The sequence below is a fragment of the Rhizobium etli 8C-3 genome, from assembly GCF_001908375.1.
Taxonomy (GTDB): domain Bacteria; phylum Pseudomonadota; class Alphaproteobacteria; order Rhizobiales; family Rhizobiaceae; genus Rhizobium; species Rhizobium etli_B.
Genome location: NZ_CP017244.1, coordinates 1,096,634 through 1,113,834, shown reverse-complemented (window position 1 = coordinate 1,113,834; position 17,201 = coordinate 1,096,634). Strand labels below are relative to the sequence as shown.

Below are 17,201 nucleotides of genomic sequence, written 5' to 3'. Positions count from 1 at the left end.
TGGCGGTGTGGTGTTCATTGGCAATATCCCCCTCGACCATGTTCTGCCTGGAGCACGCCCCAGGGTTCCTCAATGCCTCGGGCGACCAATCCCGGGATCATCAATGAGGCCGAAGATCCGTCGCCTTTGGTTGCTTGAGGTGCTTGGCCGAAGTCACAGCATTCCTTTCTGCCCATGAGGAAGTTCCCGCTGGGCGTTATGATCAGTGACGGGCCACGAACTTACTAAACCGGCTTGTCTGACCAGACTCTGTCTTTTCCTGATAAAGGAAAGCGAGCTTGTTTTGATCGAAGATACGGAAGAACTCGTCCCAGGAAATTTCCTCCAACGCTTCTTCGGGTTCTCCAAAATCAATGCGTAGAATACCCCCCGGCTTCTTATCCTTTACCCGTGCCGGATGGCCTTTGCGGGCCTCCACCCACTTGCGGATCACGTCATGATTCGTCGTCGTGTTCGAAGCGCTCATGAAAACCTCCGTCGCGTTTAAGAATGTTGAACTAACCGCCACCGGCATGGATTGTTCCCGGAACTTCTCGCAGCCCTTTGGCACCTTGGCCAACCGATCGAGCGTGACGACACAGCACCTTCCTTTGCAAGCATCGGGCAGTCACAACATGGTTCCTGCCGCTTTGAAAACATAGAGGACATTCGCGTTTCCGCGCTTTCGCAGGAAGCTGCCATGACAGGAAGTGTCCGGGGCCGAGCAATTGTTTCATGGTTGCAAGGCGAATATCTGGATGGCCGCACGGCGACATTCCGCCGGCTAGCTGCTTTCGGCATCGTCCCGGTTCGAAAGTCATCCTATCTGGACGTGGCGCCCTTATGCGACCTGCCTTGCGAGCGCGCACCGTGACCAGAGGGAATGGAGTGCTGCGACCAGTTGTTCGATGTCGGCATCGGAATGCAGCGGCGTCGGGGTGATGCGCAGCCGTTCGGTCTTCTTCGGCACCGTTGGATAATTGATCGGCTGGACATAGACGCCGAAATTGTCGAGCAGCAGATCCGAGATCCACTTGCACTTTGCCGCATCGCCGACCACGACCGGCACGATGTGGCTCGGGTTCGGCATATGCGGGATGCCGCGCTGGTCGAGCAGTAATCTCAGCTTGCGCACCCGGTCCTGATGGCGGGCGCGCTCGAACTGGCTGACCTTCAGGTGCTGGATCGAGGCCACCGCCCCGGCAGCAAGTGCTGGCGGCAGCGCCGTCGTGAAGATGAAGCCGGAGGCAAACGAGCGGATGAAATCGCAAAGCGCGCTCGAGGCGGCGATATAGCCGCCCATGACGCCGAAGGCCTTGCCGAGCGTGCCTTCGATGACGGTCAGCCGGTCCATCAGCCCCTCGCGCTCGGCAATGCCGCCGCCGCGCGGACCATACATGCCGACGGCATGCACCTCGTCGAGATAGGTCATCGCGCCATACTTGTCGGCGAGATCGCAGATCTCCCTGATCGGTGCGATATCGCCATCCATCGAATAGACGCTCTCGAAGGCGATCAGCTTCGGCGCCTTCGGATCGGCGGCCGCGAGCTTGGCTTGGAGATCGGCCACGTCATTGTGCTTCCAGATCACCTTGCTGCATTTTGCGTGGCGAATGCCTTCGATCATCGAGGCATGGTTCAGCGCGTCGGAAAAGATGATCAGCCCGGGGATCCTGGCGCCGAGCGTGCCGAGCGATGCCCAGTTGGAGACATAGCCGGAGGTGAAGATCAGCGCGGCTTCCTTGCCGTGCAGATCGGCAAGCTCGCGCTCGAGCAGCACGTGGTGGTGATTGGTGCCAGAGATATTCCGGGTGCCTCCCGCACCCGCGCCACAGTGGTCGATGGCCTTCTTCATCGCCTCGACCACCTTCGGGTTCTGGCCCATGCCGAGATAGTCGTTGGAACACCAGACGGTGACGTCCTTCTGACCGTCTGCCGTATGGCGCGTGGCGCGCGGAAAGCTGCCGCGATGACGCTCGAGATCGGCGAAAACCCGATAGCGGCCTTCCTTGTGAAGCCCGTCCAGCTCGCTCCTAAAAAATCCTTCGAAATCCATCCATGTGCTCCATGACCACCACCAAGACCTAACGCTTGCCGAACCGGATGGTCTTGACATAAATCAAGAACGGACCGCCAAGTGGGCACCATTTTCCGCTGAAGGCGCAGCAGCGGCACCAGCGAATGCGAGTTCCCCCAGACGTTCCTGACGGTAAAGTCAGTGACCGATCGCTGCCGCCAGCGCCAGGACAAGTGCGTAGTGGCCGATCTCGATGATCATTGCGTATCCTCGCCTTCCTGCCACAGACCCTGCGCCTTCAGCCGGTCGGCAACGTCCTTCGGCATGTATTTCTCGTCGTGCTTGGCAAGCACCGTGTCGGCGATGAACTCCCGGCTGCCGGCCGCAAACGTGCCTTCCGTCACAACCCCCTGCCCCTCGCGGAACAGGTCGGGAAGGATGCCGGTATATTTGACCTTCACCGCGTCGCCGCTGCCATCGGTGACGGCAAATTCCACCGTCGAGCCTGCGCCGCGCACGACGCTGCCCTCGCCGACCAGCCCGCCGAGGCGGATGCGCGTCTGCGGCGCCACCGGTGTTTTGGCAAGGTCGGCCGGCATGTAGAAATAAGCGACCGACTGGCTGAAGGCGAACATGACGAGCAGCACCGCGGCGAGGATGAAGCCCATGCCGCCGCCAATCACCGCCAGGCGCTTCTGCTTGCGCGTCATTGCGTGCCTCCTTCCGCCGCATGGTCGCGGTAGACCATCTGCTCGCAGGCAACGTGCCGGTCGATCGAGGCGCGCCGTCTATCGAGCGGCGCAAGCAGCACAGCTGCAACGGCAGCTGTCAGTCCTGCAAAAGCAATCAAAGGAACATCTGCATCGGGTTCTTCGAAATGTTTCATTTTCAAAGGACATACGTGCTTCAGCTCCCGCCAACATTGACGGGAATCAATTAACCGGCGTTGTTTTGAGGATTATCGGCTGCCACCCGTAAAGACATAGCCGACGCCGCGAACGGATTGGATGATTGTCGGGTTCTTGGGATCCTGTTCGATTTTTCTGCGCAGCCTGGCAATCTGCGCGTCGATCGTTCGATCAAACGCTTCGAGATTGCGGCTGCGTGTCAGGTCCATGAGCGTTTCGCGCGTCAGCACGCGCCCGGGGTTGCGCGCAAAGACGAGCAGCATATCGAATTCGCCCGTTGTCAATGGGGTGTCTTGTCCGCAAGGATCGGTCAGCTTGCGCCGGTGGATATGAAGTTGCCAACCATCGAATTCCAGGACACCTTCGTCCGCAGCCTGCTGCCCGGCGTGTCGATCGGGAGGCTGGCGGCGACGCAAGACGGTTCTCAGCCGCGCAAGAACCTCGCGAAGGTGGAATGGCTTTGCGATGTAGTCATCGGCTCCGACTTCGAGACCCACGACTTTGTCAGTCACATCATCGCGGCCGGTCAGCATCAAAATCGGCACGTCCGAATTCGCGCGGACTTCCCGCACCAATTGAAGCCCGTTTTGCCCGCCAGGTAAAATCAGATCGAGGAAAATCGCGGTAAAGTCCGTCTTTGCGAGCTCAGCGTGCATGGCAGTCCCGTCGGCGACGGCAGTCACGCGGTACCCTTCGTCTTCGAAATAACGGATCAGCATTTGCCGGATCCGTGCGTCATCATCGACGACCAATATATGCTCGGACTGCTTGCCCGTCATTTCCATCATTCCCCGGGCTTCTTTGAGAAACGTGCCCGCGCACCGCATGTTGCTTTCTCAATTATCGAATTTTTCGGGAAATGGGAACGTCGCCGGTGATGCTTCCCCAAAAGAATGGCGAAGCGGTTCGCCCGGGCCGCGAGCTTTGGCGCTCTTTTCTCGCCTGGGTCCTTGATCGAAATCAAACAGGAATTCGCTTGCGGAGGCTAAATGGGGTTTGGGATTCAACGAGGGTAGGAAAATGTCCGTTGAGACATCCGTATTAGCGCGTTCAAAGCTTTTTGCCGGGCTAGGCAGCGACACTGCCAACAGGCTGCTCAAGCTGGCTGACATCATCAGGTTCGAGCCTCGCGTTTTCATCATCCGGGAAGGTCAAAGAGCCGATGCGTTCTTTTGCGTTGTGCGTGGCTATGTTCGCTTGTTCAAGACGAACGAGATCGGCCGCGCTGCAGATATCAGGATCTGTGAACCGCGCGATACCTTTGCCGAGTGTCTGATCGGCGGCGGTGGCATCTATGCCTACAATGTTCAGGCGGCAGATAACGTTGTGCTAGCACGCTTTGCTATTGACGGCGTAAGACGACTGGCGGAAGAGGACCGAGCTCTTGACAGGAATATCATGCGACTGATGGCCGACCATCTGCTTGCGACGATGGAATGCGTCGCCAGCGACCGTCTGCGAACTTCCTCGCAGCGGGTTGCCAACTATCTTTTAAGCCAATGTTCGGCAGGCAACCCAAGCCAAACCTTTCGCCTCCCCTACCAAAAAAGTCTGCTCGCCGGTAAGCTCGGCCTTGCACCTGAAGCGCTTTCGCGTGCATTCGGTGCGCTCAAGGAAGCGGGCGTCACTGTCAGAGGCAGAACGGTGCGGATTGATGATATTGCGGCTTTGCGGCAAATGTAGCAGGACAGCGGCAATGATCCGCCGCTCCTGGCGACCGTCAAGCCCTTAAGGCCGGGGCCTTTCATCCTCGTCATCGAGAATGCGCCACGACGCGCCCTCGAGATCGTCATACTGGCCGTTCTTCAGAGACCACAAAAAGCCAAAAAGGCCCAATCCCCCCATGAAAAGCGCGATCGGAATGAGGTAAATCAGCATGTTCATGGTGAAACGACCTCCACCGTCGAAAGCTTCGAATTGCAGATCGGATGGCGCCTGCCGGGGACTTTCGCCTTGTCGTTCAAACGCAGGGCATTTGCAACTACGATGAGCGACGATGTCGACATCGCCACGGCCGCGACCAGCGGCGTCGCATAGCCCGCGATCGCGATCGGTACGGCGATGATGTTGTAGCCGATCGCCAGCGCGAAGTTCTGCCGGATGAATCGGGCCGCCTGGCGCGACACGGAAATCGCCTCAGGCACGGCCCCAAGACTATCATGCATGAAGACCAGGTCTGCAGCCTGCCTGCCGACATCTGCCGCTGTTGCCGGTGCCATCGACACATGAGCGACCGAGAGCGCCGGTGCGTCATTGATGCCGTCACCCACCATCAGGACGCGATGGCCGAGCTTGCCCAGACGTTGGCATTCCTCCATCTTTCCCCGGGGTGTCAATCCGGCAAGCCAGTGATCGACCTCGAGCGTTTTGGCTGTCGCCTCGACGACGCACTCCCGGTCGCCTGACATGACAATGGTGGCAAAACCTTGGCCCGCAAGGCTTTTGATGGCGAGATCGGCGTCTGGCCGCAGCGTATCCTCGAAGTAAAAGCGTGCAAGCTCGATCCCGCCCTTCGATAGGACGACCTCGGAGAAGGCGTCGCTTAGGTGTTGGCCAAGCGGATTTCCGGGGCAAGCGAAGGTCGCATTGCCCAGACGGTAGATTTCCTTTCCGCTTTTGGCTTGCAGTCCAGCGCCTGGGATCTCCTCGACCCCGTCAAATGCCAAGGCCCTTGATGGCGCGTCGCGCAAAAGCGCCTGTGACAACGGATGCCGGGAATGAGCCGCCAGGCCGGCGGCAATAGCCAGTTCGCGAGGCCCAGCTTGGGTGAGGGAAGCGAGACGCGGCCGACCCATCGTCAAGGTTCCGGTCTTGTCGAATGCAATCATATCGATCTCGGCCAGTCGTTCCATGGCCGAGCCGTCCTTGACCATGATGCCTCGCCGGAACAGGGTTCCGGCAGCCACGACCTGAACAACGGGAACCGCCAGGCCCAGGGCGCAAGGGCAGGTGATGATCAAGACGGCCACGGCCACCAGCATCGCTTGCTTCCAGTCGCCGCCGATCAGGCCCCAGCCGAGAAACGACATCAGTGCCAGGAGATGAACGGCCGGCGAGTAGTAGCTTGCGGCGCGATCGGCAATGCGCCGGTAGCGGGCGCGCCCGCCTTCTGCGGCTTCCATCAACCCGATAATCTCGGCCAGCAGTGAGTTTCTTGCAGCCGCCGCTGCCTTGATCGTCAGTGATCCCGTCAGGTTCATCGCACCGGACTTCAGTTCGCTTCCCGTTGACACCGCCAACGGAATGCTCTCCCCCGTGACGATAGACAGGTCGACCTCACTCTGGCCAACAACGACGGTGGCATCCACCGGAATACGTTCGCCGGCCGGCACGGCAATCAGGTCTCCGACATTGATTTCGTCCAACGGAACATAACGCCTGGAACCATCCGGGTTGATCAGCAGCGCGCCTCGCGGGGCAAGTCGCGCCAGGCCGGTGATCGCCGCGCGTGCCTTGTCACGCATGACGTGATCGAGTGTGCGGCCAATCAACAGAAAGAACAGCAGGGATACGGATGCATCGAACCAGGCGTGTTCTCCATGATGGATCGTTTCCCAAAGCGACATTGAATAAGAAAGCGTCACGGCAAGCGATATCGGCACATCCATGTTGGTGCGGCCGTGCTTCAAGGCGTTCCATGCGGATTGGTAGAAGAAACGTCCGGCATAGATCAGCGTGGGCGCCGCAATCATTGCCGATATCCAATGGAACATGTCGCGCGTTGCAGCCTCCGCCCCAGACCAGATCGATACGGAAAGCAGCATGATGTTTGCTGCTGCAAAGCCCGAGACGCCGACTGCCAGCAGCAGTTGACTGCGAATCCGATCATCGTCGCTCAAGTCGGCCGTGAACAAATGCGCTTGATATCCGCAGGCCGCAATTTCAGACAGAATGCCGGCTGGACTGACCGGGCTGCCGTTCATCTCCTCGTACCATACGCAGCTCACGCGCTTTGCCGTCAGGTTCACCCGCGCGCTCTTGACATATGGCAACTTTATCAGCGCTTTTTCGATGGTCGAGATGCAGGCACCGCAGTGGACGCCTGGAACGCTGAAATCCGATTGCCTGAGACCTGAGCCCAGAGGCTGGCTGGCAAGCAGGGCTTCCTCGGAGCTGATCACGTTGCTGCTGAGCGACAGCACGCCTTCCACATCCATGGTGCAGCATGTCATTGGACGAACCCCGCCCTATTGATCCTGATGGCCTCGTGCATCACGGTCGTGCCCTCGTTCTTCGAAACGATCTCAACGATCCAATCGCCCGACAGGACGCGGTGGCGCGTTTCGAAATGCCCGTCACGGTTCTTCGACAATCGAATGACGAAATCCTCGTGGTCGCCGACCGGCCGCTTGAAATGCGCCGTGACCGCGTCAGCGGCGGCTGGCGAACCGTCGCGATTGCGCAACCTGTAGACAATCAGCCCGTCTTGAAGCGCGAATTCGCCGGAAACGCCGCTCTTGGCCATTGCTTGCATTGCCTGCGCCTTCTTGTTGAATTCCTGGCTCGCGACATAGGTATTTTCCACCACAAGGCCGCTCCAGCTCGACGAGGCGTACCAAGCCATCGTCATGTTGACGGAAATGATGATGCCGAAGAAGACAAGCATGATGAAAAGCATGTGGCGGCCGGTAAAGCCTTTGCCGTTGGTGATCGGGTAGTCGCTCATTTTCTGGCTCCTGGCGCATTGAAGGCGGCTTTGTAGACCGAGCGATCCGTGCCGGCCGGGTCGTCGGCCACGAAGAGAAACTCGTTGACGGCACTGGAGGAATTCCTGTTTGTGACGAAGACCTTGAGCGCCATTGCCGCGTCAGGCTTAGTCTCAATCATGAACTGCCGGCTTTCCTCTTCCGACAGTTCCGGGATCCTCATCGTCGCGCCGTCCATCCCTTCGAGATGCAACGCAATCTTACGGGGCTGCGGCAGCATGTTGAGAATGCGCAGGGTATAGCCGTTGCGGATCGAGCCGTCAGATTCGAGAACGAACTGAGGGTTCCGGTCGTGCACGACGTTGAGGTCAAGCCGCTCTCGCAGTGCGAGATGAACGAGCATACCGATGCCAACTGCTGCCCAGACGGCTGCATAAAAGACCACGCGCGGCCTGAAGATCACCCGCCAATTGAAATGGCGGATTGCGGCGAAGAAGTTTCCGTCGCCATCGCGAACCCGCTGAGGCTGCACGCCTGTCTTTCCGTTGTCTGTGGCAAGGGCCATGTTGGCGGCGTATTCGCTCAGCGTTGCATAAGCGATGAGGCCGCGCGGCTTGTTCAGCTTGTCCATGATGTCATCGCAGGCATCGATGCAAAGCGCGCAGGTGATGCACTCCATTTGCTGTCCGTCGCGAATATCGATCCCCATCGGACAGACGGCCACGCAGGCATTGCAATCGACGCAGTCGCCAACGGCCTGGCCCGAGAGGGCTGCCTTCTTGGCATGGCGGGAGCGCGGTTCGCCGCGCCAGTCGTTGTAGGTGACGACGAGGGAATTTTCGTCGATCATGGCGCCCTGTATTCGCGGCCACGGACACATGTAGGTGCAGACTTGCTCACGCATCAGGCCGCCGAGCACATAGGTGGTCGCGGTAAGCGTTGCGACGGTCGCATAGGCAACAGCCGGCGCCTGGCCCGCCAGGAAATTCAGCGCCAGTGTTGGTGCGTCAGCAAAATAGAATATCCACGCGCCACCGGTTCCTGCACCGATGACAAGCCAGATCGAGTGCTTGGTGACGCGCTTCAGCAGCTTGGTCACGCTCCACGGCGCGTTGTCGAGTTTGATCCTGGCGTTGCGGTCGCCCTCGATGGCGCGCTCAATAACGAGAAACAGATCGACCCAAACCGTCTGGGGACAAGCATAGCCGCACCATGCTCGCCCGACGGCGGAGGTCACCAGAAACAAACCAAACCCCGCCATGACAAGCAAGCCGGCCACATAGAAGAACTCCTGCGGCCATATCTCGATGAAGAAAAAGAAGAAGCGGCGCGACGACAAGTCGACCAGAATAGCCTGGTCGGGCGCGTAAGGACCCCGGTCCCACCGCAGCCATGGTGAGAGATAATAAATCCCCAGCGTAATCAGCATCACGATCCATTTGAAGCGACGGAAACGCCCCTGCGCCCTTTTCGGGAAGACTTTCTTGCGCGCGGCATAAAGGGCCTGACGATTCCGTGCTGCGTTGACCGGCTCCACCTGGAGATGTTCCACCGTCTTGGTGTCGCTCGGATTGGGGGCGGTGTAGAGGTTCATGATCACTAACCATCCAAATTGATGCGCCGTTGTCGCATTCCGCAACGCTGCCTTCCTTGACGTAGGTCAAGAAGCGGGATGTATGCCAAATGAAAAAAAGCCACGCCGAGGGCGTGGCCAGGAGGAATTGCAGAGATAGAGCCCCGCGTGGGACGCCCACTTACTCAGCGGCTTGTGGTCGAATGATCCTTGAGGCAAGTCAAACTGATCATCGCCTGGCCAAGTTTTTCGGTCTCTTGCTCTTCTTCTTCTGCGGTAACGGGCATCTTGGCCCGCACGGAAACTCGCGTGTGGACGACTGAACGCGGTGTTCCATACAGCGAGATCAGCGGATTGGTATCGCGCGTTGACATGTCGGCCTTCCTATTTTCCGCCGCCGAGCGAATGCACGAAGACGGTGAGTTCCTTCACGGTCGTCTCGCCAAGGCGGGCGGACCAGGCCGGCATCATGCCATGTTTTGGCGCGTTGATCTGCCGAACGATCGCCTCTTCGCCCTCCCCCTTCAGCCAGATGGCATCAGCCAGATTGGGCGCACCCATGTCGACGTTGCCCTTGCCGTCTTGCCCGTGACAGGCCGCGCAGTTGTCGAGGAAAGCCTGTTTGCCGGCGCTTGCCATCTTTGTATCGGAGGGCGTTTTCGTCAGGCTCCAGACATAGGCCGCGACATTGCGGGTTTGCGTTGCATCGAGAGCGTCAGCAAACGCCGGCATCTCAGAGGCGTGGGTATCGCCGTCACCGTCGAAACGAACGCCATGCGCAATGGTCTTTTGGATTGATTGAAGATCGCCACCCCACAGCCAGTCGTCGTCGTTCAGGTTCGGGAACCCCGGACCACCGGCTGCGCCACTGCCGTGGCACGGTGCGCAATTGACTTTGAACGCGGAGGCGCCGCCAGAGATGGCAAATTGCCGCAGATTGGCATCCGCGTCGATTTCGTCGACCGTCTTTGCGGCGATCTGTTCGAGATAGACGGTTTGGGTCGACCTTGCTGTCTCCACCTCCTGTGTGAGCTCGGCGCGGCTCGAAAAGCCGAGCAGTCCGTCCGTTGCCTTGGTCAGCAGCGGAATGGAAGGATAAGCGATGGCATATCCCACCGCCCACAGGATCGTTGCATAGAACGTCCAGACCCACCAACGCGGCATGGGATTGTTTAGCTCGCGGATACCGTCCCATTCATGGCCGGTGGTTTCGACGCCGCTGAGCTCGTCAACATGTTTGTCCGACATATCAGTCATCCTTCAAAGGTATGCTTGCGGCTTCATTGGCGTGTTCCCGGCTGCCCGGCCGGAGCGTAAAAAGGACAACGCCGATGAAGAACAGCGTCATGGCAAGGAGGCCCCAACTGTCCGCGAAGTGGCGCATTGCTGTGTAGGTTTCCATGGCGTATTCCTCAGCGATATCCGGTTGCGTCGTCATAGGTCGAATAATCGACCAAAGTGCCGAGCATCTGCAGGTAGGCCACCAGAGCGTCCATCTCCGACAGCTTCGAAGGATCCCCGTCGAAGTCGCCCGTCCTGGCCTTCGGATAGCGTTCGAGCAGTGCCGTGGTGTCGGAGTTCGGATCCGCCTGCATTTTCATATCCGCCTCAGCATTGGCGATCATGTCTTGCGTGTAAGGCACACCGACAAGCCCATTTGCCTTGAGGTCCATGCCGACATCCTTGACTGTGACCTCGTTTGTTTTGAGGAAGGCGTAGCTCGGCATGATCGATTCTGGCACGACAGCGCGGGGATCGGCGAGGTGCTGGACCTGCCATTCGTCCGAGTAGCGCCCACCGACACGCGCAAGATCCGGTCCCGTGCGCTTTGAGCCCCACTGGAACGGATGATCGTACATCGATTCGGCTGCGAGCGAATAATGTCCATAGCGTTCCACTTCGTCGCGGAATGGCCGGATCATCTGGCTGTGGCAGACGTAGCAGCCCTCACGCACGTAGATATTGCGGCCGGCCAGTTCCAGTGGCGTATAGGGGCGCATCCCTTCCACCTTTTCAATCGTGTTCTGCAGGTAGAACAGCGGTGCGATTTCGACGATACCGCCAACGCTGACGACCAGGAGCGATCCCACAAGCAGGAGCGTCGCGTTCTTTTCTATGATTTTGTGTTTCTCAAGTATCGACATGGTCGTTCCTCACTCGGCAGGCTGGGCGACGAGGGTACCTGGCATCGGCGCCTCATTGCGTTGGTAACCACGAATGGTCATGTAGACATTGATGGCCATGATCAGACCGCCGGCGAGATAGAGAATTCCGCCCAAGGCTCTAAGCAGGTAGTATGGGAACATGGCAGCGACGGTCTCGGCGAAGGAATAGACGAGGAAGCCCTGGCTATTATATTCGCGCCACATCAGGCCCTGCTGGATACCGGCAACCCAAAGCACGGCGGCATAGACGACGATGCCGAGCGTTGCGAGCCAGAAATGCCAGTTGACCATGCGAAGACTGTAAAGACGCTCCCTCCCCCACAGTCTTGGCGTCAGGTAGTAGATAGCGCCGAAGGAGATCATGCCGACCCAGCCGAGTGCGCCCGAATGGACATGACCGATTGTCCATTCCGTATAGTGGCTGAGCGAATTGACCGCCTTGACCGACATCATCGGGCCTTCGAATGTCGACATCCCATAAAAGGCGATCGCCATGATCATCATGCGGATGATCGGGTCGGTGCGGATCTTGTCCCAGGCACCCGATAGTGTCATCAGACCGTTGATCATCCCGCCCCAGGAGGGCATCCAGAGCATGACGGAAAAAACCATGCCGAGGGTCTGTGCCCAATCCGGCAGAGCTGTGTAGTGCAGGTGATGCGGTCCGGCCCAGATATACATGAAGATCAGGGCCCAGAAGTGGATGATCGACAGGCGGTAAGAATAGACCGGCCGGTTGGCCTGCTTCGGCACGAAATAATACATCATGCCCAGGAAGCCGGCGGTCAGAAAGAAGCCAACCGCGTTATGGCCGTACCACCACTGGGTCAGCGCATCCTGGACGCCAGAGAATGCCGAGTAGCTCTTCGATCCGAGCAAGGAAACCGGAACCGACAGGTTGTTGACGACGTGCAGCATCGCCACCGTGACGATGAAGCCCAGGTAGAACCAGTTCGCGACATAGATGTGTGGTTCCTTGCGCTTCAATAGCGTTCCGAGGAATGCAAGAAGATATGCCACCCAGACGATCGTCAGCCAGATGTCGACATACCATTCAGGCTCTGCATATTCGCGCCCCTCGGTGATTCCCAGGAGATATCCTGTCGCGGCCATAACGATGAAGAGCTGATAGCCCCAAAATACGAACCAGCCGAGGTTGCCGCCGAAGAGGCGGGCCCGACAGGTCCTCTGGACGACGTAGAAGGAGGTGGCGATCAGCGCGTTGCCGCCGAAAGCAAAAATGACGGCGGATGTGTGGACCGGCCGCAGGCGCCCGAAGTTGAAATATGGGGCGATGTTCAGGTCGGGATAGGCGAGCTGAAGTGCGACCACGACGCCGACGAGAAAGCCGACCACGCCCCAAAACACGGTAGCGATGACACCATATCGAACAACGTCATCGAAATACTCAGACGAATCCGGCTTGCGCCGCTGACCGGCCGGTACGAAATTGACGCGGCGAAGGAGAACAAGTGTGCTTCCCATCAGCACGAAGAACAGCACCCACATATGTGCTGCAAAGAGTTGGTCATGCGCAAAAGCGGCGCCCAGCAGCGCGAAGAACGCGCATATGGCGATGACCACGGTTTCCGTCGTATAGTTCATGTCGTTGTCCCCAAGCACAGATGATCACGCAGACGCGCAATCTTCTTTCCGATCTTGTCCGGGCAGAGCTGACACGAGCGCCGGGTCCGATCCTTGATCTATGTCAACGACGGCAGTGTTCGGCGCAGGCGCACGCTGGATTATTCTTCAAAGTCTGAAGCAAACCGGCGTGCTGTTACAAACTGTTACACATTCGCACCGATACGCACGCCGCCAGCATTCCGGTGTAACGCGAACCGTTTCTACTGCCCTCATCAAACGGGACAGAGGGTTCAAATATGTTGATGCAAAAAAATATTGCGTTCGAAGCCATTCAAGGTTCGGTGAATGACAATTCGGGACAGCTGTCTCTGAAATCGCTTTTTCACTCTATTCCGCAGGAAGTGGTCCAAGCCGGTAAGGCCCTTTTCTGGGAAGGAGACGGGGCAAACCATCTTTTTGAACTCGTCGAAGGCGTGATGCGCCTCTACCGCATCATCGGCGACGGTCGGCGCGTCATCACGGCATTTCTGTATCCGGGCGATCTTGTCGGCACGTCGCTCCAGGAGCGCTACCTCTATACGGCCGAAGCCGTCACCGATTGCAAAATCCGCCGCATCGCACGGAAGAATTTCCATGATGAAATCTCCCGCTCTGCCTGTCTGCGTCCCGATTTCATCTCGCTGCTGTGCCAGGAAATGGCCGCTGCGCACGATCAGATGGTGCTGTTGTCGAAGAAGAATGCAGAAGAGCGCTTGTGCAGTTTCCTGCTGCAGCTCATCTCCCGTGATATGACCAACGCGGCAGGCGACCTCGTGATGCTGCCCATGAACAGGCTCGATATTGCCGACTATCTTGGTCTCACCATCGAGACAGTGTCGCGCACTATCAGCAAGCTTGCCAGCCGGAACGTTCTCGTCCCGGTCGGACGCCACGACATGAAGATCCTGAGCCTCAAGCGTCTCATCCAATTGTCCGGCAATGGCGATGATTTCTCATTGGAAAATTGCCATAGCAGCAGTATTCACTAACGGGCTCGGGACAATCGAGTTGACCACTATGTCGCATCGCTTCACTTCGCCGCGCACAGTATCAAAGCAAGAACTCGAGGCCATCGTTCGCATTATGGGCGGCGCCAATAACATCATCGTGTATGGCGTTGACGGCATCGTTACCGACTGGTCGGCCGGCTGCGAAAACCTGTACGGCTGGACGCGTGACGAGGCTGTCGGCAAAGCCCTTGAAGAGCTGCTTGATGCGCAGTTTTGCGAACCGCGCGAAGATGTTAGTGAGCAGCTGCGACAGCAAGGATACTGGCAGGGCGAAATCATCCATCGCCACAAGGACGGCCATGATGTGTATGTGACGTCGCGCTGCATGGCGGTGAAACCTTCCGACGGCGAAGCGGTCATCATCCAGACCGACAACGATATCAGCGATCTGAAGCGGGCCGAAAGCGAGGTCAACGCGCGCGAGGCTCACCTCCGGTCCATCCTCGCAACGGTTCCCGAAGCGATGATCGTCATCGATGAGCGAGGAATTGTCATCTCTTTCAGCACCGCTGCAGAAAAGCTGTTCGGCGTTAAAGCAGACGACATCTGCGGCCGGAATATCAGTAATCTGATGCCGAATCCCGATCGTGATGCGCATGATGATTATATCGCGCGTTACATCAGGACGGGCGAGCGCCGCATCATTGGCTACGGCCGGGTGGTGACGGGTCAACGGGCCGACGGTTCAAAGTTCCCGATGGAGCTACATGTCGGTGAGACGACGGCAAACGGCGAGCGGATATTTACCGGCTTCGTCCGCGATCTGACGGGCCGGTACAAGATCGAAGAGGATCTCCGGCAGGCGCAAAAGATGGAAGCCGTCGGGCAGTTGACGGGTGGGATTGCCCATGACTTCAACAATCTTCTGACGGTGATCAGCGGCAATCTCGAAATGATCGAGGCGAAGCTTCCGGAAGGGCCGCTCAGCCTGCTGCTGCGGGAGGCGCAGGACGCGGCCGGCGATGGCGCGAAGCTGACGGAGCAACTCTTGGCATTCGGGCGCCGACAGCCTCTCAATCCGACGCTTGCGGATCTCGGATTGCTGGTATCGAGCTTCTCAGATCTGTTGCGGCGGACGCTCGGCGAGAATATCGACCTGAAGACGGTTATCGTCGGCTCGAACCACAACGTGCTGGTCGACAGTTCCCAGCTGCAGAACGCCCTTTTGAACATCGCGTTGAATGCCCGCGACGCAATGCCGCGCGGCGGAAGCCTGACAACAGAGATCAAGCGCGTCTATCTCGATGCGGACTATGCAAAGATGTATCCGCAGGTGCGCACTGGAAATTTCGTTCTCATTTCCGTCACCGATACCGGTGTCGGCATGTCGGACGAAGTCAAGGAACACGCCTTTGAGCCGTTCTTCACCACCAAGGACGTTGGTTCCGGCACCGGCCTCGGCCTCAGCATGGTCTATGGTTTCGTGAAACAGTCAGGCGGTCATTTGCAGCTCTATAGCGAGGTCGGACGCGGCACGACAATCCGCATCTATCTTCCCTGGGTACAGGCAGCTGCGGCCAAAGTCGAGACCTCCGACACGAGGCCCGACCCGCGCGATGCGCTGCCAGGCGGAGCCGAGACGGTACTGGTCGTCGAGGACGATGTGCGCGTGCGCCGCGTTGCGGTCGCGCGCCTGTCGTCAATGGGCTACAAGGTCATCGAGGCAAGCAACGCCCAGACCGCGCTCGAGATCCTGGCCGAAGATCCCACGATTGCCCTTCTGTTCACCGATATTGTCATGCCCGGTGGCATGACAGGCAACGAGCTTGCCAAGAAGGCGCGTGTTGTACGCTCCGACCTGAAGATCCTCTTTACGTCGGGCTACGCCGAGCCGGGTCTCGGCGGCCGCGAATTTGCGACGCCGGGCAGCTGGCTGCGCAAGCCCTATACCGCAAAGGACCTAGCCATGCGGGTTCGTGAGCTGCTCGACTGATCACCCTTGGGCTCCATAGTGTGCTGATTGATGAAGCGCTCGCAGCAGTGTGTGAGGGCCGTCAGCGCTCGACGGCTACGAAGGCAGAGTCGGAGGATCGACTCTGCCGCGAAGTCTTTTCAAGCACCATTCCGCTCAGTGTTCGTCCGCGATCACACTCTCGGACTTGCGATGTTGATGGCTCCTGTTTGACCAACGTCAAAGAAGCACCCGATCAAGACGCCTATCAAAGCAGCGACGGCCAGTTCGGCCATCGTTCAACTAGGAGATATGAAATGCATTCGATTACTGCGGGTCTTGTTGCCGCGACGGCCGTGCTTGCTGCTACCACCATGCCGCTGATGGCAGCCGACCATCAGGTGCAGATGCTCAACAAGGGCGCCGCCGGCGCCATGGTGTTTGAGCCGAGTTTCACCAAAATCGCTCCTGGCGACACAATCACCTTCGTCCCGACTGACAAGTCGCACAATGTCGAGGCCTTCAAGGGTTTGATTCCCGAGGGTGCTACCCAATTCAAGTCGAAACCGAACGAGCAGGTTCAGATCAAGTTTGATGCGCCTGGCGCCTATGTCATCAAGTGCACGCCGCACGTTGCCATGGGAATGGTCGCACTGGTCCAGGTCGGTGATGCGCCGGCAAATCTGGAGGCCATCAAGACCGCAAAACTTCCAAACATGGTGCGCAAGCGCCTTGATGCGGACATCGCCAAAATCACCCAATAATGCGTTTGTCGCCGAAATGCCTGCAGCTGGGCTCTGACGGCCCTGCGGCAGGCGGGCGGTTCAGCAGCAATCAAGGCAAGGAGAACGCAATGCTGAAAACGAGCCTCATCACACTTGGTCTTTGCACTGCAAGCGCAGCTTCCGCCAGCGCCCATGTGACGCTGGAAAAGGTGCAAGCGTCTGCCGGCAAGGCCTATAAGGCGATCTTGCGTGTCGGGCACGGTTGCGACGGCAAGTCGACCACCAAGATCCGCGTGCAGATTCCCGAGGGCGTTCTCTCGATTAAGCCGATGCCGAAACCGGGCTGGACGATCGAAAAAGCCAAGGGCAAGTATGCAAAAGCCTACGATCTTTATGGCAAGCCGGTAGCCGAAGGCGTTACCGAACTCGTCTGGTCCGGTGGCAATCTTGCCGATGATGAGTTTGACGAGTTCATATTCCACGGTGTCGTTGCCAGCGACATCGCTGCCGGCACCAAGGTTTACTTTCCGGTTGTCCAGGAGTGCACCGATGATGCCGTCAAGCGATGGATTGACATCCCGGACGCCGGCAAGACTTCGCAAGATTACGAGACGCCGGCTCCGTTCTTCGAGATCGTCGCTCAGCCCCGCTCATAGGAATG

At 58.5% G+C, this 17,201-nt stretch carries 19 protein-coding genes; 5 read left to right on the top strand and 14 right to left on the bottom strand.

Annotated features, from left to right (window positions below; all coding sequences use genetic code 11):
* Positions 1 to 202: 202 nt before the first annotated feature.
* From AM571_RS30230 to AM571_RS30205, 5 genes are all read right to left on the bottom strand, one after another.
* Positions 203 to 466 carry a hypothetical protein gene (locus AM571_RS30230; protein WP_074065672.1) on the bottom strand — a complete coding sequence of 88 codons (264 nt, stop codon included), beginning with the start codon at positions 464 to 466 and terminating at the stop codon, positions 203 to 205.
* A 354-nt stretch (positions 467 to 820) separates the two neighbouring features.
* A complete protein-coding gene (gene hemA, locus AM571_RS30220) occupies positions 821 to 2,035 on the bottom strand; it encodes a 5-aminolevulinate synthase (RefSeq protein WP_074062737.1) in 1,215 nt (404 codons plus the stop codon).
* A gap of 218 nt (positions 2,036 to 2,253) precedes the next feature.
* Positions 2,254 to 2,706, bottom strand: coding sequence for a cytochrome c maturation protein CcmE (gene ccmE / locus AM571_RS30215; protein ID WP_074060630.1), 453 nt, complete (start codon positions 2,704 to 2,706; stop codon positions 2,254 to 2,256).
* Positions 2,703 to 2,882, bottom strand: coding sequence for a hypothetical protein (locus AM571_RS30210; protein WP_074064645.1), 180 nt, complete (start codon positions 2,880 to 2,882; stop codon positions 2,703 to 2,705). Before AM571_RS30210 ends, ccmE begins: the two co-directional genes overlap by 4 nt.
* Positions 2,883 to 2,954: 72 nt before the next feature.
* Positions 2,955 to 3,683 carry a response regulator gene (locus tag AM571_RS30205; protein ID WP_074065671.1) on the bottom strand — a complete coding sequence of 243 codons (729 nt, stop codon included), beginning with the start codon at positions 3,681 to 3,683 and terminating at the stop codon, positions 2,955 to 2,957.
* A gap of 241 nt (positions 3,684 to 3,924) precedes the next feature.
* Here AM571_RS30205 and AM571_RS30200 point away from each other — a divergent pair, with 241 nt between their 5' ends.
* Complete coding sequence (locus tag AM571_RS30200; protein WP_074064644.1) at positions 3,925 to 4,587, top strand: Crp/Fnr family transcriptional regulator; 663 nt, start codon at positions 3,925 to 3,927, stop codon at positions 4,585 to 4,587.
* 45 nt (positions 4,588 to 4,632) lie between these two features.
* Here AM571_RS30200 and ccoS read toward each other — a convergent pair whose 3' ends face one another.
* The 9 genes from ccoS to ccoN all read right to left on the bottom strand — a co-directional run bounded on the left by ccoS (position 4,633) and on the right by ccoN (position 12,893).
* The gene (ccoS, locus tag AM571_RS30195) at positions 4,633 to 4,788 is read right to left on the bottom strand and encodes a cbb3-type cytochrome oxidase assembly protein CcoS (protein ID WP_074064643.1); all 156 of its coding nucleotides are present in this window, start codon (positions 4,786 to 4,788) and stop codon (positions 4,633 to 4,635) included.
* The gene (locus tag AM571_RS30190) at positions 4,785 to 7,076 is read right to left on the bottom strand and encodes a cation-translocating P-type ATPase (RefSeq protein ID WP_074064642.1); all 2,292 of its coding nucleotides are present in this window, start codon (positions 7,074 to 7,076) and stop codon (positions 4,785 to 4,787) included. The genes ccoS and AM571_RS30190 overlap by 4 nt, the downstream gene beginning before the upstream one ends.
* The gene (locus tag AM571_RS30185; RefSeq protein WP_074064641.1) at positions 7,073 to 7,570 is read right to left on the bottom strand and encodes a FixH family protein; all 498 of its coding nucleotides are present in this window, start codon (positions 7,568 to 7,570) and stop codon (positions 7,073 to 7,075) included. Before AM571_RS30185 ends, AM571_RS30190 begins: the two co-directional genes overlap by 4 nt.
* A complete protein-coding gene (gene ccoG / locus AM571_RS30180; protein ID WP_074065670.1) occupies positions 7,567 to 9,144 on the bottom strand; it encodes a cytochrome c oxidase accessory protein CcoG in 1,578 nt (525 codons plus the stop codon). Before ccoG ends, AM571_RS30185 begins: the two co-directional genes overlap by 4 nt.
* Positions 9,145 to 9,308: 164 nt before the next feature.
* Entirely contained in the window at positions 9,309 to 9,497 is a 189-nt protein-coding gene (locus AM571_RS30175; protein ID WP_074064640.1) for a hypothetical protein, read from the bottom strand.
* A gap of 10 nt (positions 9,498 to 9,507) precedes the next feature.
* On the bottom strand, positions 9,508 to 10,371 hold the full coding sequence (ccoP, locus tag AM571_RS30170) for a cytochrome-c oxidase, cbb3-type subunit III (protein WP_074064639.1): 864 nt from the start codon (positions 10,369 to 10,371) through the stop codon (positions 9,508 to 9,510).
* Between the two features lies 1 nt (position 10,372).
* Positions 10,373 to 10,525, bottom strand: coding sequence for a CcoQ/FixQ family Cbb3-type cytochrome c oxidase assembly chaperone (locus AM571_RS30165; RefSeq protein ID WP_074064638.1), 153 nt, complete (start codon positions 10,523 to 10,525; stop codon positions 10,373 to 10,375).
* Positions 10,526 to 10,535: 10 nt separating this feature from the next.
* Positions 10,536 to 11,267, bottom strand: a complete 732-nt coding sequence (gene ccoO / locus AM571_RS30160) for a cytochrome-c oxidase, cbb3-type subunit II (protein WP_074064637.1) — start codon at positions 11,265 to 11,267, stop codon at positions 10,536 to 10,538.
* Between the two features lie 9 nt (positions 11,268 to 11,276).
* Entirely contained in the window at positions 11,277 to 12,893 is a 1,617-nt protein-coding gene (gene ccoN, locus AM571_RS30155; RefSeq protein WP_074065669.1) for a cytochrome-c oxidase, cbb3-type subunit I, read from the bottom strand.
* A gap of 278 nt (positions 12,894 to 13,171) precedes the next feature.
* Between ccoN and AM571_RS30150 the strand changes: the two genes are divergently transcribed.
* From AM571_RS30150 to AM571_RS30135, 4 genes are all read left to right on the top strand, one after another.
* Positions 13,172 to 13,903 carry a Crp/Fnr family transcriptional regulator gene (locus tag AM571_RS30150; RefSeq protein ID WP_074064636.1) on the top strand — a complete coding sequence of 244 codons (732 nt, stop codon included), beginning with the start codon at positions 13,172 to 13,174 and terminating at the stop codon, positions 13,901 to 13,903.
* Positions 13,904 to 13,931: 28 nt separating this feature from the next.
* Positions 13,932 to 15,857, top strand: coding sequence for a hybrid sensor histidine kinase/response regulator (locus AM571_RS30145; RefSeq protein ID WP_074064635.1), 1,926 nt, complete (start codon positions 13,932 to 13,934; stop codon positions 15,855 to 15,857).
* A 275-nt stretch (positions 15,858 to 16,132) separates the two neighbouring features.
* A complete protein-coding gene (locus tag AM571_RS30140; protein WP_074064634.1) occupies positions 16,133 to 16,579 on the top strand; it encodes a pseudoazurin in 447 nt (148 codons plus the stop codon).
* Between the two features lie 89 nt (positions 16,580 to 16,668).
* A complete protein-coding gene (locus tag AM571_RS30135; RefSeq protein ID WP_074065668.1) occupies positions 16,669 to 17,196 on the top strand; it encodes a YcnI family protein in 528 nt (175 codons plus the stop codon).
* Positions 17,197 to 17,201 lie beyond the last annotated feature (5 nt).

Bases quoted from the DNA above. Each gene is read 5' to 3' on its own strand.
- AM571_RS30185 (WP_074064641.1), bottom strand. From the start codon at position 7,570: ATGAGCGACTACCCGATCACCAACGGCAAAGGCTTTACCGGCCGCCAC.
- AM571_RS30230 (WP_074065672.1), bottom strand. From the start codon at position 466: ATGAGCGCTTCGAACACGACGACGAATCATGACGTGATCCGCAAGTGG.
- AM571_RS30175 (WP_074064640.1), bottom strand. From the start codon at position 9,497: ATGTCAACGCGCGATACCAATCCGCTGATCTCGCTGTATGGAACACCG.
- ccoO (WP_074064637.1), bottom strand. From the start codon at position 11,267: ATGTCGATACTTGAGAAACACAAAATCATAGAAAAGAACGCGACGCTC.
- ccoP (WP_074064639.1), bottom strand. From the start codon at position 10,371: ATGTCGGACAAACATGTTGACGAGCTCAGCGGCGTCGAAACCACCGGC.
- ccoS (WP_074064643.1), bottom strand. From the start codon at position 4,788: ATGAACATGCTGATTTACCTCATTCCGATCGCGCTTTTCATGGGGGGA.
- AM571_RS30210 (WP_074064645.1), bottom strand. From the start codon at position 2,882: ATGAAACATTTCGAAGAACCCGATGCAGATGTTCCTTTGATTGCTTTT.
- AM571_RS30140 (WP_074064634.1), top strand. From the start codon at position 16,133: ATGCATTCGATTACTGCGGGTCTTGTTGCCGCGACGGCCGTGCTTGCT.
- ccoG (WP_074065670.1), bottom strand. From the start codon at position 9,144: ATGAACCTCTACACCGCCCCCAATCCGAGCGACACCAAGACGGTGGAA.
- AM571_RS30150 (WP_074064636.1), top strand. From the start codon at position 13,172: ATGTTGATGCAAAAAAATATTGCGTTCGAAGCCATTCAAGGTTCGGTG.
- hemA (WP_074062737.1), bottom strand. From the start codon at position 2,035: ATGGATTTCGAAGGATTTTTTAGGAGCGAGCTGGACGGGCTTCACAAG.
- ccmE (WP_074060630.1), bottom strand. From the start codon at position 2,706: ATGACGCGCAAGCAGAAGCGCCTGGCGGTGATTGGCGGCGGCATGGGC.
- AM571_RS30135 (WP_074065668.1), top strand. From the start codon at position 16,669: ATGCTGAAAACGAGCCTCATCACACTTGGTCTTTGCACTGCAAGCGCA.
- AM571_RS30190 (WP_074064642.1), bottom strand. From the start codon at position 7,076: ATGACATGCTGCACCATGGATGTGGAAGGCGTGCTGTCGCTCAGCAGC.
- AM571_RS30205 (WP_074065671.1), bottom strand. From the start codon at position 3,683: ATGACGGGCAAGCAGTCCGAGCATATATTGGTCGTCGATGATGACGCA.
- AM571_RS30165 (WP_074064638.1), bottom strand. From the start codon at position 10,525: ATGGAAACCTACACAGCAATGCGCCACTTCGCGGACAGTTGGGGCCTC.
- AM571_RS30200 (WP_074064644.1), top strand. From the start codon at position 3,925: ATGTCCGTTGAGACATCCGTATTAGCGCGTTCAAAGCTTTTTGCCGGG.
- ccoN (WP_074065669.1), bottom strand. From the start codon at position 12,893: ATGAACTATACGACGGAAACCGTGGTCATCGCCATATGCGCGTTCTTC.
- AM571_RS30145 (WP_074064635.1), top strand. From the start codon at position 13,932: ATGTCGCATCGCTTCACTTCGCCGCGCACAGTATCAAAGCAAGAACTC.